General features: G+C 65.9%; 13 protein-coding genes. 8 read left to right on the top strand and 5 right to left on the bottom strand.

The window, feature by feature from the left end:
- Window positions 1–19 precede the first annotated feature (19 nt).
- A complete protein-coding gene (locus VHN57_RS21840; protein ID WP_423285420.1) occupies window positions 20–2,116 on the top strand; it encodes a prolyl oligopeptidase family serine peptidase in 2,097 nt (698 codons plus the stop codon).
- Between the two features lie 3 nt (window positions 2,117–2,119).
- Here the strand turns inward: VHN57_RS21840 and VHN57_RS21835 are convergent, their stop codons facing one another.
- Window positions 2,120–2,257 carry a hypothetical protein gene (locus tag VHN57_RS21835; protein ID WP_423285418.1) on the bottom strand — a complete coding sequence of 46 codons (138 nt, stop codon included), beginning with the start codon at window positions 2,255–2,257 and terminating at the stop codon, window positions 2,120–2,122.
- A 111-nt stretch (window positions 2,258–2,368) separates the two neighbouring features.
- On the opposite strand from VHN57_RS21835, the gene VHN57_RS21830 reads away from it, so the two are divergent.
- The 5 genes from VHN57_RS21830 (at window position 2,369) to VHN57_RS21810 (ending at window position 10,303) form a co-directional block, all read left to right on the top strand.
- Window positions 2,369–2,803 carry a hypothetical protein gene (locus VHN57_RS21830; RefSeq protein ID WP_423285416.1) on the top strand — a complete coding sequence of 145 codons (435 nt, stop codon included), beginning with the start codon at window positions 2,369–2,371 and terminating at the stop codon, window positions 2,801–2,803.
- 584 nt (window positions 2,804–3,387) lie between these two features.
- On the top strand, window positions 3,388–6,732 hold the full coding sequence (locus VHN57_RS21825) for a transglutaminase family protein (RefSeq protein WP_423286092.1): 3,345 nt from the start codon (window positions 3,388–3,390) through the stop codon (window positions 6,730–6,732).
- Window positions 6,733–6,735: 3 nt separating this feature from the next.
- A complete protein-coding gene (locus VHN57_RS21820; RefSeq protein ID WP_423285414.1) occupies window positions 6,736–9,219 on the top strand; it encodes a circularly permuted type 2 ATP-grasp protein in 2,484 nt (827 codons plus the stop codon).
- The gene (locus VHN57_RS21815) at window positions 9,216–10,121 is read left to right on the top strand and encodes a transglutaminase family protein (RefSeq protein WP_037519461.1); all 906 of its coding nucleotides are present in this window, start codon (window positions 9,216–9,218) and stop codon (window positions 10,119–10,121) included. Before VHN57_RS21820 ends, VHN57_RS21815 begins: the two co-directional genes overlap by 4 nt.
- Window positions 10,118–10,303, top strand: a complete 186-nt coding sequence (locus VHN57_RS21810) for a hypothetical protein (RefSeq protein WP_037519459.1) — start codon at window positions 10,118–10,120, stop codon at window positions 10,301–10,303. Before VHN57_RS21815 ends, VHN57_RS21810 begins: the two co-directional genes overlap by 4 nt.
- A 121-nt stretch (window positions 10,304–10,424) precedes the next feature.
- Here the strand turns inward: VHN57_RS21810 and VHN57_RS21805 are convergent, their stop codons facing one another.
- Window positions 10,425–11,792 (bottom strand): cytochrome P450, encoded by a 1,368-nt coding sequence (locus VHN57_RS21805; protein WP_423285411.1) that lies wholly within the window; start codon window positions 11,790–11,792, stop codon window positions 10,425–10,427.
- A complete protein-coding gene (locus tag VHN57_RS21800) occupies window positions 11,789–12,916 on the bottom strand; it encodes a hypothetical protein (protein WP_423285409.1) in 1,128 nt (375 codons plus the stop codon). The genes VHN57_RS21805 and VHN57_RS21800 overlap by 4 nt, the downstream gene beginning before the upstream one ends.
- A gap of 21 nt (window positions 12,917–12,937) precedes the next feature.
- Here VHN57_RS21800 and VHN57_RS21795 point away from each other — a divergent pair, with 21 nt between their 5' ends.
- Together VHN57_RS21795 and kdsA are read left to right on the top strand one after the other, a co-directional pair.
- Window positions 12,938–13,231, top strand: a complete 294-nt coding sequence (locus tag VHN57_RS21795) for a hypothetical protein (protein ID WP_004209421.1) — start codon at window positions 12,938–12,940, stop codon at window positions 13,229–13,231.
- 5 nt (window positions 13,232–13,236) lie between these two features.
- On the top strand, window positions 13,237–14,064 hold the full coding sequence (gene kdsA / locus VHN57_RS21790; protein WP_136186036.1) for a 3-deoxy-8-phosphooctulonate synthase: 828 nt from the start codon (window positions 13,237–13,239) through the stop codon (window positions 14,062–14,064).
- Between the two features lie 26 nt (window positions 14,065–14,090).
- On the opposite strand, the gene VHN57_RS21785 is transcribed toward kdsA, so the two are convergent.
- Window positions 14,091–15,356: a glutamate-5-semialdehyde dehydrogenase gene (locus VHN57_RS21785; RefSeq protein WP_423285406.1), complete on the bottom strand. Its 1,266-nt coding sequence runs from the start codon at window positions 15,354–15,356 to the stop codon at window positions 14,091–14,093.
- A gap of 236 nt (window positions 15,357–15,592) precedes the next feature.
- Complete coding sequence (locus tag VHN57_RS21780) at window positions 15,593–16,693, bottom strand: helix-turn-helix transcriptional regulator (protein ID WP_423285404.1); 1,101 nt, start codon at window positions 16,691–16,693, stop codon at window positions 15,593–15,595.
- Between the last annotated feature and the right edge of the window lie 18 nt (window positions 16,694–16,711).

The following is a 16,711-nucleotide window of genomic DNA, read 5'->3' as shown; positions in this document are numbered from 1 at the left end:
GATAAGGGGGGAGACAGAGATGAAGAGGTTGATGACGATGGTTTCTGCTGCCCTGTTGACCGGCGCTGGCGCGCCCTCCCCCGCTCCGGCCGACGATCCGTTCGTCTGGCTGGAGGACTGGACCGGGCCGCGCGCGATGCAGTGGGTGGAGGCGGAGAACAAGGCGACCGTCGCGACGCTGCAGGGCGATCCGCGCTATGCCGGCTATTACAGGGATGCGCTGGCGATCGCGTCGGCCAAGGACCGGATCGCCATGCCGATGCTGATCCATGGCCGCATCTATAATTTCTGGCGCGATGCCGACCATCCGCAGGGCGTGTGGCGCTATACCAGCGAGGCTGATTATGCGTCCGCGTCGCCCAATTGGACGACGGTGCTGGACCTGGATGCGCTGTCCAGGGCCGAGGGGAAGAAATGGGTGTGGAAGGGCGCGATCATCCTGGATCCCGAGGAACGGATTGCGCTGCTGGCGCTGTCCGACGGCGGCGAGGATGCGGTGCGGCTGCGCGAGTTCGACCTGGTCGACGGCCGGTTCGTGCCGGGCGGGTTCGACATTCCCAATGCCAAGCAGGATGCGGCCTGGCTGGACAAGGACAGCCTGCTGCTGTCGCGCGACTGGGGCGCGGATAGCCTGACCAAGTCGGGCTATCCCTTCATCATCAAGACGCTGAAGCGCGGGCAGAAACTGGACGACGCGCAGGAGGTGTTTCGCGGCGCGGCGAGCGACCAGCTGATGTCGATGCCGATCCTGCTGAGCGACGGACAGGGCAATAGGGCGGCCTTCCTGTTTCGCGGCATCACCTTCTTCGGCAACGAGACCTGGCTGCTGACGGCGCAGGGGACGAAGCGGCTGGCGCTGCCGGCCAAGAGCCAGCTGCAGGGCATGGTCGACGGGCAGGTGCTGATCCAGACCAGCGAGGAATGGACCAGCGGCGGCGTGACCGTGCCGGCCGGGGCGCTGGCGAGCGTGGCGCTGAAAGCCTTGCAGGATGGCGGCGTGCTGACGCCCGAGATCTTGTTCGCGCCGACGCCGCGCCAGTCGATCGACGGGGTGGTGGCCACGAAGAACCGGGTCGTGCTGAGCCTCAACGACAATGTGCGCGGGCGGGTGCGGGTCTATGCGCACGGCGCCACGGGATGGACCGCGCAGCCGGTCGACCTGCCCGACAATGCGACGATCAGCACCGTCGCCGCATCCGACAAGAGCGACCAGGTCTATCTGGCGGTGGCTGGTTTCCTGGCGCCGACGACGCTATGGGCGATGGATGCGGCGGCCCCGAAGCCGGTGCAGGTGAAGGCGATGCCGGCGCGCTTCGATGCGGCGGGACTGGTGGTCGAGCAGTTCGAGGCGACGTCCACCGACGGGACGAAGATCCCCTATTTCATCGTCCACAAGAAGGGGATGACGCCCGACGGCAGCACGCCGACGATCATGACCGCCTATGGCGGCTTCGAGGTGCCGATGACGCCCAGCTATGCCGCGATCACCGGCAAGCTGTGGCTGGAGCGGGGCAATAGTTTCGCGCTGGCCAATATCCGCGGCGGCGGCGAGTTCGGCCCCGCCTGGCATGAGGCGGGCCTGAAGACCAAACGCCAGATCATCTATGATGATTTCGCGGCGGTGGCGCAGGATATCTTCGTGCGCAAACTGTCCAGCCCGCAGAAATTCGGCATCTATGGCGGGTCCAATGGCGGGCTGCTGATGGGGGTGGCGTTCAACCAGCATCCCGAGCTGTGGAACGGGGTGGTGATCCAGGTGCCGCTGCTCGACATGATCCGATACGAACAGATCGCGGCCGGTGCGTCCTGGGTCGATGAATATGGCAGCGTGTCGGTGCCGGAGGAAAAGGCGTTCCTCGAAAAAATCTCGCCCTATGCCAATATCCGCAAGGGGGAGACCTATCCCACGCCCTATATCTGGACCACGACCAAGGACGATCGGGTCGGGCCGCAGCATGCGCGCAAGTTCGCCGCGCGGCTGAAAGACTATGGCCTGCCCTATCTCTTCTACGAGGACACCGCCGGCGGCCATTCGGGCGACGCCGATATCGAACAGGGCGCGCGGTTGCAGGCGATGCAGATGGTCTATTTCAGCCAAAGGCTGGAGGGGAAATAGAGGCTAGGCCGCGTAGACAAATTCAGCGCGCGCCGAATGGCTGGGATGGGTGGGTTGCGGATGGTCAGCTAACGGGAAAGTTGGGCCGAAATCAGCCATCTTGATATCCTGGAAAACCTCGGGAACGAGGTTGTCGGACATATTCTCGATCCGCCAGTGGTGCTCGGACACTCGATGCCTTCACGTCACGCTTCCACGTTAATCTGAAGGCAATATTTCGGATCGATATCCTCCTTCGAATGCGGAGGTATTATGAAGTTATTTTTGTATTCAAGCGCTGCGCTGGCGATACTTTCTGCATGTAGCTCGACGAGCGCGGCAAATCCCGACCCTAAAAACCCGGCGCATTGCGTAGCGGCGTTTCACTATGGGCGAGAATTGATGCTCACTGGCGATAATCCTGACTACAAGGTCGCCATCGGAATGACCGGGCGTGCGCTATTTGAAATGAAGCGCCTACCGTCGTCAGGATTAACGACATCAAAAGAAATTGGTGCTGACCTTTTGAAGAAATACGAAAATAATACTGATGTCATGCAAAAGCTGCTGTTAGATTGTCGCGCAAACCAAAATGCTGACCCTTCCTTTCAGGCCGCAGACAAAAGCGGGGCGATTATGGCAGCCGCACGGAAGATAGACCCTATCTGCAAAGACGATCGGGCTTGCTTGGCCGGAAAGAAATATTGAGCGCCGATCACTTTTCACCATATTGCTAAAAAATCATCCGCTTTGTCACAGGGGGAGCCGCTCGTCAGGTCGCGGACAATCCACGCAATTCATTGACGGTCGGAGAACAGGTATTTTCAGCGGCGTCGGCTTTGGAGTGCGGCAAAGAGCAAGTTCGATGACCGGTTTTGGTCGCTTCCAGATCATCTTCCCCTGCATGGGGAGTTCAAGGGAGACCCGTGTCTCCCTTGAACTGGCCGCAGGCCAGACGGAGGGGTGTCTCCCTCTCGATAGGATGATACCCCTCCACCACTTCGTGGTCCCCCTCCCCTTGCAGGGGAGGAATTTACAGCCGCTTCTGGTCGCTCCCTGCCAATCACGACCTGCGTCATCCTGACGGAAGTCAGGATCCATTCGGCGTTACACCCGCGCGAAAGCGCCGAATGGATCCTGGATCAAGCATGCCCTGAGCCTGTCGAAGGGGCCGGGATGACGTCGGTTAAATGAGGGGTGGCCGGGGCTTACGCGAACGGAAATTGCGAGAATCTTTGGCGAAGCGACAGTTTCGCATTGCATTGCAGCAAAGCGTGGTTTCTGATCGCGTCATGCTCAAGGCCGCGCTGCACCACCTGACCGCCTATCGCTATAGCCGCCCGATCCGTCTGGGTCCGCAAGTGATAAGACTGCGGCCCGCGCCGCATAGTCGCACCAAGATCCCCAATTATGCGCTGAAGATCGAGCCGGCGAACCATTTCCTCAACTGGCAGCAGGATCCGCACGGCAACTGGCTGGCGCGGATCGTCTTTCCCGATCCGGTCGATCATTTCAGTATCGAGGTCGATCTGCTGGCCGATCTGGATATCATCAACCCGTTCGACTTCTTCGTCGAACCCTATGCGGAAAATTACCCTTTCAGCTATGACGAGCAGCTGGAGACCGATCTGGCGGCCTATTATGACGTCGAGGCGCAGGGGCCGCTGTTCGAGGAACTGGTCGCGCAGCATGCCGCGTTCGAGGGACGGACGATCGACTTCCTGGTCGATGTGAACAGCAAGCTGCAACAGCGCATCGGCTATGTCATCCGCATGGAAACCGGGGTGCAGACGCCAGAGGAGACGCTGGACATCGGCACCGGATCGTGCCGCGATTCCGCCTGGCTGCTGGTGCAACTGCTGCGCCGGCTGGGCTTTGCCGCGCGCTTCGTGTCGGGCTATTCGATCCAGCTGGTTGCTGACGTCGAGCCGATCGAGGGGCCCAAGGGCGTCACCCAGGATGTGGTCGACCTGCATGCCTGGGCCGAAGCCTATGTGCCCGGCGCCGGCTGGATCGCGCTCGATGCGACCAGCGGCATGTTTGCGGGCGAAGGACATATCCCGCTCTGCGCCACGCCCCATTATCGGTCCGCCGCCCCGATCAGCGGCATGGCCGAGCCAGCCGAGGTCGATTTCAATTTCGCGATGAATGTCAGCCGCATTGCCGAGGCGGTGCGGATCACCAAGCCCTTTACCGAGGGGCGCTGGGCATCGCTGATGGCGCTGGGCGAGCAGGTGGACGCGGACCTGATCGCGCAGGACGTGCGGCTGACCACCGGCGGCGAGCCGACCTTCGTCGCGGTCGACGACCCGCAGGCCGGCGAATGGAATGGCGACGCGGTCGGCCCGACCAAGGCGGGCTATGCCGACCGGCTGATCCGGCGACTGCGCGACCGCTTCGCGCCGGGCGCGCTGCTGCACCATGGCCAGGGCAAATGGTATCCGGGCGAAAGCCTGCCGCGCTGGGGCTATTCGATCTACTGGCGGGCCGACGGCGTGCCGATCTGGCGCGATGCCGGGCTGATCGCGGGCGAGCCGGAGGCGGGCGATACGACCATTACCGCCGAGGATGCCGGCCGTTTCCTGACCGCCATGGCGGACGGGCTGGGGGTCGAGACGGATTTCGTCCAGCCGGTGTATGAGGATGCGCTGGCCTGGTCGGTGAAGGAGGCGGAGCTGCCCGCCAATACCGAGCCGGGCGACCCCAAGTTCGACAATCCCGAGGAGCGCAGCCGGATGGTGCGCGCGTTCGAGGGCGGCCTTTCCAAGACGGTCGGCTATGTGCTGCCGATCCAGCGCTGGCAGACGCAGGCGAGTGCGCCGCGCTGGCAGAGCGAGGTGTGGAAGGTCCGGCGCAAGGCGCTGTTCGCGGTGCCGGGGGATTCCGCACTGGGATACCGCCTGCCGCTGGGCACCCTGCCCTATGTGCCGCCGTCCGATTTCCCCTATATCCACCCGCAGGATACGAGCGAACCGCGCGAACCGCTGGCCGATTATCGTGCCGAGGCGGAAGCGGACACCAGCGCGCCGGCGGAACGGTTCGAGCGGTCCGAAGTCGCTGCCGCCGCGCATCAGGACCGGCAGGAACAGGTGTTCATCGAAGGTGCCGTGCGCACCGCCGTCACGGTCGAGCCGCGCGGCAATTTCCTGTCGGTCTTCATCCCGCCAGTGAAGACGCTGGACGATTATCTGGAGTTGATTGCGCAGGTCGAGAAGGTGGCCGAGGCGACGCGCATCCCGGTGCGGATCGAGGGCTATGCGCCGCCGTCCGACCCGCGCGTCAATGTGCTGAAAGTGACGCCCGACCCCGGCGTGGTCGAGGTGAATATCCAGCCGGCGACGAGCTGGGCTGAGACGGTGGCGATTACCCAGGGCGTCTATGAGGATGCCCGCGAGGTGAAGATGACCGCCGACAAGTTCATGGTCGATGGCCGGTCGGTCGGCACCGGCGGCGGCAATCATCTGGTGCTGGGCGGGGCGAGCGTGAACGACAGCCCGTTCATCCGCCGGCCGGACTTGCTCAAGAGCTTCGTCCTCTACTGGCAGCGGCACCCGTCGCTCTCCTATCTCTTCTCCGGCCTGTTCATCGGCCCGACCAGCCAGGCACCGCGCATCGACGAGGCGCGGCACGACAGCCTCTATGAGCTGGAGATCGCGCTGGCGCAGGTGCCCAATCCGGTGCGCGACGGGGAGGACAAGCTGCCGCCGCCCTGGCTGGTCGACCGGCTGTTCCGCAACCTGCTGGTCGACGTGACCGGCAACACCCACCGCACCGAAATCTGCATCGACAAGCTGTTCTCGCCCGATGGGCCGACCGGGCGCCTGGGCCTGGTCGAGTTTCGCGGGTTCGAGATGCCGCCAGACCCGCAGATGAGCCTGGCCCAGCAATTGCTGCTGCGCGCGCTGACCGCCTGGTTCTGGCGCGAGCCGCAGCAGGGCAATCTGGTGCGCTGGGGCACGGCGCTGCACGACCGTTTCTTCCTGGGCCATTTCGTCTGGGCCGATTTCCTGGAGGTGCTGAACGACCTGCGCCAGGCGGGCTATGATTTCGATCCCAACTGGTTCGAGGCGCAGCGCCAGTTCCGCTTCCCGGTGCATGGCAGCGTGGAGGCCGGCGGCGTCGGGCTGGAGATCAGCCATGCGCTGGAGCCGTGGAACGTGCTGGGCGAAACCGGCGCGATCGGCGGCACGGTGCGCTATGTCGACAGTTCGACCGAGCGGTTGCAGGTGCGCGTATCGGGCCTGGTCGCCGGGCGACATATCGTCAGCTGCAACGGGCGGCGCGTGCCGATGACGCCGACCGGCGTGCCGGGCGAGGCGGTGGGCGGCGTCCGTTACAAGGCGTGGGCGCCGGCCAATTGCCTGCATCCCAACCTGCCCGCCAATGCGCCGCTGACCTTCGATATCTTCGATAGCTGGAGCGGGCGGTCGCTGGGCGGCTGCGTCTATCATGTCGCCCATCCGGGCGGGCGCAATTATGACGATGTGCCGATCAACAGCTATGAGGCGGAGGCGCGGCGCAAGGCGCGGTTCCAGGATCATGGCCATACGCCGGGGCCCGTCGACATGCCGCCGGCCGAACCCCCGAGCGAATTTCCGATGACGCTGGACCTTCGGTTCAGGCATCCCGAATATTAGAGGATGACCGACTCGCCTGTCCTGCCGGGTCTCGAAGCGTCCGGCTGGGCCGGCGACTATCTGGCGCGCGCGTCGGGCGGCGACCTGTTCGCCGGGGCGCCGGCGGAGATGGCGCCACGCTGGCGGGCGATGCTGGATCGATTGTCGGAACAGGGACAGGGCGATCCCGCGACGCTGGCCGGCAATGTCGAGCGGCAGGCGCAGGATCTGGGCCTGGCGTTCCGCCTGACCGGCGACGAGCAGGAGCGGCCCTGGCCGCTGAGCCCGATCCCGATGCTGATCGGCGCGGGCGAATGGACCCGGATCGAGCAGGGGCTGATGCAGCGGGCCGAGCTGCTGGAGCGGGTGATCAGCGACATCTACAGCACCCAGAGCCTGGTGCGCGAGGGCAAGCTGCCCGCCGCGGTGGTGACCGGCAGCCCGCATTATTGGCGGGTGATGACCGGGGCGGCGCCGCCGCGCGGCCATTATCTCCATTTCTATGCCGCCGATCTGGGGCGCGGACCGGACGGCGAATGGCGCGTGCTGGCCGACCGGGTGCGCACGCCCGTGGGCGTCGGCTATGCGCTGGAGAACAGGCTGGCGCTGTCGCGCGCGACCGGCGACCTGCTGGGCGCGATGAACACAAGGCGGCTGGCGCCCTTCTTCGCCGATCTGCGCCGGGGCCTGGCGGTCGATTGCCAGCGCGCCGATCCGCGCATCGGCCTGCTGACGCCGGGCCGGTTCAACCAGAGCTATGCCGAACAGGCGCATCTGGCCCGTTATCTGGGCCTGATGCTGGTCGAGGGCGATGACCTGATCGTCAGCGACGGCCGCCTGTTCGTGCGCACGATCGAGGGGCTGAAGCGGATCGACGGGCTGTGGCGCTGGATGGACAGCCGCTTTCTCGACCCGCTGGCGTTCGACGGGGAATCGCGGATCGGCGTGCCCGACCTGTATGATGCCTGCACGCGCGGCGGGCTGATGGTCAGCAACTGGCCGGGCGCGGGCGTGATCGAGGCGCGGGCCTTTGCCGCTTTCCTGCCGCAACTGGCCAAGGCCCTGCTGGGCACCGAATTGCTGCTGCCGAACATCGCCACCTGGTGGTGCGGACAGGAGCGCGAGCGCGGCCATGTGACCGGCCATCTGGACGCATTGCTGGTGGGGGCGGCGTTCGACCGGGACGCGGCGGGGCTTGGTCCGGCGCGATCGGTACAGGGATCGGCGCTGGACGCGGACCAGCGCGCGACCTTGCTGGAAGCGATGGCGCGGCGGCCGATGGACTATGTCGGGCAGGAGGTGGTGAAATTGTCGACCACCCCGGCGATCGTCGGCGGGCGGCTGGCCCCCCTGCCCTTCACCCTGCGCGTGTTCGTGGCGCGAGATGGCCTCGGCCAATGGCGGATCATGCCGGGTGCCTTCGCGCGGCTGGCCGCCCATGGCGATATCCGTGCCGCGCTGATGGGCGAAGGCGACATGTCGGCCGACATGTGCGTGATCGACAGCCAGCCGGTGCCGCCCGATACGCTGCTGGGCGATGGCGGCGCGCCGGCAATCCGGCGGATCGGCGGGCTGTTGCCGACCAAGGCGGCGGACAATCTCTATTGGCTGGGCCGCTATATCGAGCGGACCGAAATGACGCTGCGGGTGATCCGCGCGGTCATCGGCGAATCGATCGAGGTCGATATGGGGCCATCGTCGGATTCGCCGACCATGGCGCGGCTGGCGGGGCAGCTGGCGCTGTGGGGCGCGACCGGAAACCCGGCGCAGCCGGTCGGCGCGCTGTGCGCGCAGGCACTGGGCGATGCGCGCCAGCCGGGCAGCGTGCGCGCGCTGATGGGCGTCGTCGCCAATATCGGCGAGGGGCTGCGCGATCGGCTGGCGACCGATTTCTGGCGACTGGTGCGCCTGCCCCTGCCCGCCTTCGACGGGGCGGTGACCGAGACGCTACTGGACGCGGCATCGCGCATGATCGAGCGGATTTCGGCGCTGTCAGGCCTGGCGGCGGAGAATATGGCGCGCACCGAGGGGTGGCGCTTCCATGACATGGGCCGGCGGATAGAACGGGCGATCACCGGATGCCGGCTGACATTGCTGCTGGGCAGCGACTGGGCGTCGGCCGACGACCTCACCGTCCTGCTCGACCTGCATGACAGCCAGATCAGCTATCGCAACCGCTATCTGACCGGCCCGTCGCTGCCGCCGGTGCGCGATCTGGTGGCGCTGGAGCCGCAGAATCCCCGCTCGATCGCCTATCAGGCACGGTGCATTGCCGAGCATGTCGCCGCCTTGCCCACGCTGCGCGGCGACGGCATGCCGGAGGAGCCGCAACGGCTGGCCGGGGCACTGGCGGCGACGCTGGCGCCGCTGACCGGCGACATGCTGACCATGGCGGCGCTGACCGATATCGAAAGTCGGCTGCTCGCCTTGTCCGACGCGATCGGCCAGCGCTATTTCCTGCAGGTCCGCAAGACGGAAAAGGTCGAGGGCGCAGAGCTGCTGTCATGATCTACCATGTCCGTCACAGAAGCATATTGCGCTATGGCGCGCCGGTGCGGGTCGCCCGCTTCAATGTGCGGTTGCGGCCGATGGCCTGGGCCGGGCAATGGACCGCCGACTATGCCTTGAGCGTCGATCCCGCGCCGCTGTCGATCGAGGCGCGGCCGGGTGCCTGGCCGGTGCATGTCGAGCGGCTGGTGATCGATCAGCCATTGCGGCAATTGACGATCGAGAGCCGCTTTCGCGCCGGGGTGGCGGGCAGCGCGCCGATCCTGCCGCAGGATGACGACCCCAGCATTGCCATGGTGGCGCGCGCGGCGCTGGCCGATCGCGACATCAGCGCGTCGGCACCGGCGCAATTCCTCTATGCCTCGCCCCGCGCGCCGATGCTGGACGCGATCGGCAACTGGGCGGGCGCGATGCTGGCGCCCGACCGGCCGATCGTCGCGGCGGCATGGGAACTGGCGCAGCGGATCAAGGCGGAATTTGCTTATGATCCCAGCGCCACCGATGCCGGGACGCCGGTGGCCGACGCCTTTGCCGCGCGCCATGGCGTGTGCCAGGATTTCGCCCATGTGATGGTGGTAGCACTGCGCCTGGTCGGCCTGCCCGCCGCCTATGCCAGCGGATACCTCCGCACCTATCCGCCGCCGGGCATGCCCCGGCTGGTCGGCGCCGACGCCATGCATGCCTGGGTGATGCTGTGGTGCGGGCCGACGCGCGGCTGGATCGGCTTCGACCCCACCAATGGTGTCATCACCGGCGAGGATCATCTGTTCATCGCCATGGGCCGCGACTATGCCGACGTCGCGCCGATGGACGGGCTGTTCGTCGGTGGATCGGGCCAGAGCATCAGCGTCGCCGTCGATGTCGTGCCCGAGGACGAGACCGCAAAAGAGGAAGTCGCATGATCGCCGCCATCATCCTGGTCCTGGCCGGCCTTTACTGCCTGGCGCGCGGCGTCGTGGATTTGCGCGCGAAACGCTGGGTCTGGGGCGTGCTGGGGATCGTCGCGGGGATCGCGATCATGGCGGCGCCGATCCCGACGCAATCCGTTAGCATCGACCTGCCAATGGCGCAGGGCGGGAAGTAAATTCACGCGTCATGCCTGCGACGGCTGACATCTCACTTCTTGTAGCGATACCTTTAAAGAAAAGAGAGATCCCAGCCTTCGCTGGGATGACGGTAGGAGATGATGGGTTCGTTGCGCGCCTTCACACCCGCGCGAACAGCAATTTCATGCCGGTCCTGGGACGGATGGTGAGGCGGCTGATGGGTTCGGGTTTGAAGCCAGCGGGCATCGTCAGCTTGTAGCGGCGGATGACCGAAGCGATCACGGTCATCACCTCCTGCTGGGCGAAGCCGGCGCCGACGCAGACGCGCGGGCCGCGGCCGAAGGGGAACCAGGCCTGCTTCACCATGTCGGCATTGGCCGGATCATCGAACCGGTCGGGATCGAAGGCGTGCGGACAGGCCCAATTATCCTTGTTGCGCTGGGTCAGCCAGGGCGCGACGACCAGCATCGATCCTTCCTCAAGGCTCTTGTCCCGCATCTCCATCGGGCAGGTGACTTCGCGCGGGAAGAAGGCGACCGGCGGATAGAGGCGCAGCGTTTCGCGGAAGATGTTGCGGACATGGCCCATATCCTTGAGCATCGGTGCGGTCAGCGCTTCGGCTCCGGCGATGCCGGCCACTTCGGCGCGGACCCGATCCTGGATATGGGCGCATTCGGCGAGCATGTAGAGCGCCCAGGTCATGGTGCTGGCCGAGGTTTCATGGCCGGCAAGGAAGATGGTCGAGACCTGTTCCATCACCTGTTCGCAGGTGAAGTGAGCGCCGGTCTGCGCATCCTGCACCTCGATCAGCGACTGGAGAATGTCGCGATGGGGCGCCTCGCCCCGGCCATGATAGCCCTCGTAACGGGCCTCGACAATCGGGCGGAACACGTCATGGATGGCGCGGGCCGGCCCTTTCGAGCGCTTTTCGAACCAGCCGGCGGGGATGCCGTAGAGGCGCAGCATCGAGGCCGAATGGGCGAGCCGCTGGAACCGGCCGAAGGCGGTGTGGATGATGTTGGAGCGTTTCTCGTCCAGCGTCTGCGAGAAGAGGGTGCGGAAGATGATGTCGGCCGCGACATGCGTCATCATCGGATCGATATCGACCGGCTTCGACCGATCGGCGGCATCGAGCCGGGCGAGCAGATCGTCGGCGGCGGCGACCATCAGCGGCATGGAACGGTTAAGCGCGGTATGGGCGAAGGCGGGATTGACCATCGCCCGCTGGCTTTCCCAATCCTCGCCATTGGCGGAGAAGACCGAGTTGCCGATCAGCGGATCGAGATTGCGGACCAGTTCGCTATGCTTGGGGAAGGCGGTGCCGCCCTTGAGGATCTTGTCCACCAGCGGCAGTTCGTTGGCGATATACATGGTCTGACCCGGCATGCGGATCTCGCCCATCTTCATCGTATAGCTTTTGTCGAACAGCACATGGATCCAGCTGTGCCAGCCGCGCAGGAAGCGCTTGACGAGGCCGCGTTTCGACTTGGGCGGCTCAGGATAAGGGGGCGTGAAGGGCGCGCTCACGGGATCGTCCGGAAGGCGGCGACGGCTTCGTCCACGGTGCGGCGACCGGCGGTCAGGCTCACGAAATCCAGCGGCGACAGGCGGTCGCCGACCCTGAGATAATCGAAATGCGCCTCATATTTGTTGGACCAGCCCCCGTGATAATTTTCGGCCAAGTAGAAGAGATGGAAACGCGGCGATAGCATGTCCACCCGCGCGGCAAATTGATCGGCGACAAGGCGCAGCGGATTGACGTTGTAATAGGCTGCGCCGTCGGGCGGCGAGCTGATGTCGACATAGCGGAAAGGCTGGTCGGCGAGCGCCTTGAGGTCGGCATGATACCAGCCGGCATCGCGGCGCAGGCCGATCACCGGCACGACCTGCCCCATGCCGACCATGACGAAATGGTCGGGCAGCGGCGCGCCCCCGCGCAGCGCGAGGATGCGGCGCAGCAGGCTCATGCCCAGGATCGTGCCGGCGCTGTGGGTGACGAGCTGGACCTCGTCCCAGTCGCCGTCCAGCTCCGCCGCGATGCGGGCGGCGAACTGGTCGAGCCGGGCATTGAGCTCGTCGCCCGGCCCGTCGGCGGCGAGCGCGCCATGATAGGTCATGAAGCGCAGCAGCCAGGGCACGACCAGCTTGTTAAGGATGCGGCCGGAGAAGAAGGCGCTGATGCCGATGCCGACCAGCGCCGCCGCCCAGAAGGGCAGCAGCAGCGCCAGCAGCAGCGCCGGGACCAGCGCCAGCAGCAGCGGGATCAGCACGGCCAGGATCGGCGGATAGAGGATGGTGATCACCGGGCCGCGGCGCAATTTGCGCATCCGGCCGAACTGCATCAGTCGGGCATGGCCGGCATAGGCGCGGGCAGCGCGCCAGGCGAGGGTGAAGGGATGGCGGATCCAGACCTTGCCGATCAGGTCTTCCCAGCGGAGATATTCATAGTCGGTCTCGACCCCGGCGCTGGCGTTGGTGACGGTCCAGATCGCGCTGTTGGCGGGGCCAGCGCGGCGCGCGCTGACCGCCACCGCTTCGCCGGTCAGCGCGGTGTAGCGGGCCGCCTGATCGCGATAGAGCTGGTGATAGAAACGGACGCCGCGCGGATCGAAACCACCCAGGTAGAAGACTTTACGCTTGAATTTCTGCACTGCCCCGGTCCTAATCGGGACATGACCACGCCCGAACGCGACTACTGCTATTTCATAGACCATCGCAAATACAACCGGAATGTCGGTTGCAGGAAGCATGACAATATGTACGGCATCAATGGCGGCGGCAGCGAGCGCGACCGCTGGCGCGCCGACATGACATTCTATCGCCATATGAAGGCCAATGGCGATCCGATGGCGTTGCCCTCGCTGCTCGCCTGCCTGACCTTTGGCTGGTTCTGCTGGAATTATCATCCCGGCAAGGGGCTGTGGCGCGGACAATTGTTGCGCCGCTTCGCAAAGGCGCCCAAGTGAGCGGCATGAGCGATCCCAAGCATGTGAAGGTCGGCCCGGTCACCTTCGGCAACGACCTGCCCTTCGTCCTGATTTCCGGACCCTGCCAGATCGAAAGCCGCGACCATGCGCTGTTCATGGCCGATGCGCTGGCCAAGGCGGCGGCGGATGCGGGCGTGCCCTTCATCTTCAAGAGCAGTTTCGACAAGGCGAACCGCACATCGGTATCGGGCAAGCGCGGGGTCGGCATCGACGCGGGGCTGGCGATCCTGGCCGAGGTGAAGGCGGTGCTGGGCTGTCCGGTGCTGACCGACATTCATGGCCCCGAACAGGTGGAGGCGGCGGCGCAGGCGGTGGATATCCTGCAGATCCCGGCCTTTCTCTGTCGCCAGACCGACCTGCTGATCGCGGCGGGAAAGACCGGCGCGGTGATCAACGTGAAGAAGGGGCAGTTCCTGGCCCCTTGGGACATGGCGGCGGTCGCGCAGAAGGTCGCGTCGACCGGCAACGAGCGCATCCTGCTGACCGAGCGCGGCGCGAGTTTCGGCTATAATACGCTGGTGAGCGACATGCGCGCGCTGCCGGTGATGGCAGAGACGGGCTATCCGGTGGTGTTCGATGCCACCCATTCGGTGCAGCAGCCCGGTGGACTGGGATCGGCCTCCGGTGGCCAGCGCGACTATGCGCCGCTGCTGGCGCGCAGTGCGGTGGCCGCGGGCGTGGCGGCGATCTTCGCCGAGGCGCATGAAGACCCCGACAATGCGCCGTCGGACGGGCCGGTAATGCTGAAGCTCGACTGGGTCGGGCCGATGCTGAAGCAGTTGAAGGCAATCGATACGGTGGTGAAGGGGTAGGTTTCCCCCTCCACCCGGAAAACGCCTTACGGTCGGGCCTGGCCGCGACCGCGCACGATCCATTTATAGGTGGTGAGCCCTTCGAGCGCGACCGGGCCGCGGGCGTGGAGGCGGCCGGTCGAGATGCCGATTTCCGCGCCCAGGCCGAACTCGCCGCCATCGGCGAACTGGGTCGAGGCGTTCCACATCACGATCGCGCTGTCGACGGCGTTGAGGAAGCGTTCGGCGACCGCCGCATCCTCGGTGATGATCGCGTCGGTATGATGGCTGGCATGGGCGGCGATATGGGCGATCGCCTCTTCCACGCCATCGACCAGCCGGATCGAGACGATGGCGTCGAGATATTCGGTATCCCAATCCTCGTCCGACGCGGCGATCACGCGATCATCCATCGCCTGCACCGCGTCATCGCCGCGCACTTCGCATTTGGCGTCGAGCAGCGCCTTTACCAGCGCGGGGGCATGGGCATAGGCGCGGTCGATCAGCACCGTTTCGGTCGAACCGCAGACGCCGGTGCGGCGCAGCTTGGCATTGAGGACCAGGCTTTCCGCCATGACGGGATCGGCCGCACCATCGACATAGCTGTGGTTGATGCCGTCCAGATGGGCGAGCACGGGCACCCGCGCCTCTTCCTGCACCCGCGCGACCAGGCTCTTGCCGCCGCGCGGCACGATGAGGTCGACGAAATCCGATGCGCGCAGCAGCGCGCCGACCACGGCGCGATCGGTGGTGGGAATGAGCTGCACCGCTTCGGCGGGCAGGCCGGCGGCGGCGATCCCCTCTGCCATGGCGGCGTGGATCGCGCGGTTGCTTTCCTTCGCCTCGCTGCCGCCGCGCAGGATCACGGCATTGCCGGCGCGCAGGCAGAGGGCAGCGGCGTCGGCGGTGACGTTGGGGCGGCTTTCATAGATGATGCCGATGACGCCCAGCGGCACGCGCACGCGGCTGAGTTCCAGCCCATTGGGGCGCACGCTGCTGTCGATCACGCTGCCGAGCGGATTGTCGAGGGTCGCGACCTGATCGACGCCGGCGGCCATGGCGGCAATCCGATCCTCGTCCAGCCGCAGCCGGTCGAGCATCGCGGCGGACAGGCCATTGTCGATGCCATTGTCCATGTCGCGCGCATTGGCGGCGAGGATGGCGGGCGCCTGGTCGCGCAGGGCCTGGGCGGCGCGGCGCAGCGCGTCGACCTTCTGCGCGTCCCCGGCTGGCGCGAGCAGGGCGGCGGCGCGGCGCGCGCGCGCGCCCATCTGCGCGATCAGCATTTCGGGGGTCTGCGTCAGGTCGTTCATCGGTAATCTCGCTTCAAATCCGGCAGCGGCTTAGCACGAAAATGTCGCGGGACGGAACCCTGACGAAGTGTGGGGAGGCAGGAAGAGATGCCGGCGGCCGACCCATGGGTCGCATATGGATCGGCCGTCGGCAGGCAAGATGCTCCTGCCCCGTCGAGTCATCTAGCCGTTCGACGAAGCCGGCGCATACCCCGATCGGGGTAAATTGCGCAATTCACGCAATAAAAATCCGGATGTCAGCTGCTCATCATCCCGACGATGCGCACCAGCTGCGATTCCCGGTTGCAGCCCGTCTTGTCATAGATGGAGCGCAACTGGGCCTTGAGCGTCTCGGCCGAAACGCCGCGTCGTTGGGCAATGTCCACACGACTCATCCCGGCGGCCAGATGGATGGCGATGTCCGCTTCGGCCGGGGTCAGGCGGAAGGTGCGCATGAGCAGGCGGACATGGCGTTCGGTCGGTGCGCCAACCCGCGCGACGATGATCGCATGCGGCGCAAAGGGCAGTGCCCAGGGCCGGGACGGGAGCGGGAAAAATTCCAGCATGATCCCAACGCCGCCATCGGCATCGGCCAGCGCCACCGGATCCGCCTCGCGCACGGGCGCGTCCACGACGGCCCGAACCGACCGCAGGATCGCGCGCGTCTCGTCCGGCCGGTCGCTCTGCAGCCTGTGATCCTCCAGCCGCAATCGGCTGGAGGACAGCAGCATCTCGGCACGCTGGGTCATGCCCCCTACCCGCCCGGTGGCGTCGAGCAGCCAGCAGGCCCGATCCATGGTCTCGAACGTGCCGGCCAGCAGGCCGAAGCCCTGTTGCTCGATCGCCCGCTGCAGCCGGACGGCATGGCGGGCATGGCCGGCAAGCTGGGCGAACAGGTCGCGCTGTTCAACGCTGGTGCGGCCATCGGCCTCGCTGCGCAGCAGGGCGAAGCCGATCATCATATTGTCGTCGGCGACCAGGCGCGTCTGGCACCCGTGGAAGATGTCGAAATCGCTGCACAGGTCCAGATAGTCATCCGCGCGCAGTGCCTGGCGCGCGACATCATAATGGGCTTCATGCACGATCGCCGGGCGCGCCGGCAGTCGGTCGGCTGCGACCCGGAAATTGAGGTCCGGGGCAGCGCCGTCGATCATCGATGACTTTTCGATAATATCCGGCGCCACGTCGCTGATCCAGTTGAAGGCCGCTGCCCCCGGACCGAAACCGATCAATTGGCCATGGCACGACCCGGTTGCCTGGGCCATGGCGCGCAGCGCCGCATCCCAAAGATGCGGCTCCAGCGCAGCCGACAAGAAGAGGTCGGCCCACGGATCGCTGCCATCGGCGTATGACGCCATATAACCCCCATTTTCCCC

The organism is Sphingobium salicis subsp. salicis, assembly GCF_049472635.1.
Taxonomy (GTDB): domain Bacteria; phylum Pseudomonadota; class Alphaproteobacteria; order Sphingomonadales; family Sphingomonadaceae; genus Sphingobium; species Sphingobium yanoikuyae_A.
This window is presented reverse-complemented; position numbering and strand designations above follow the sequence as displayed.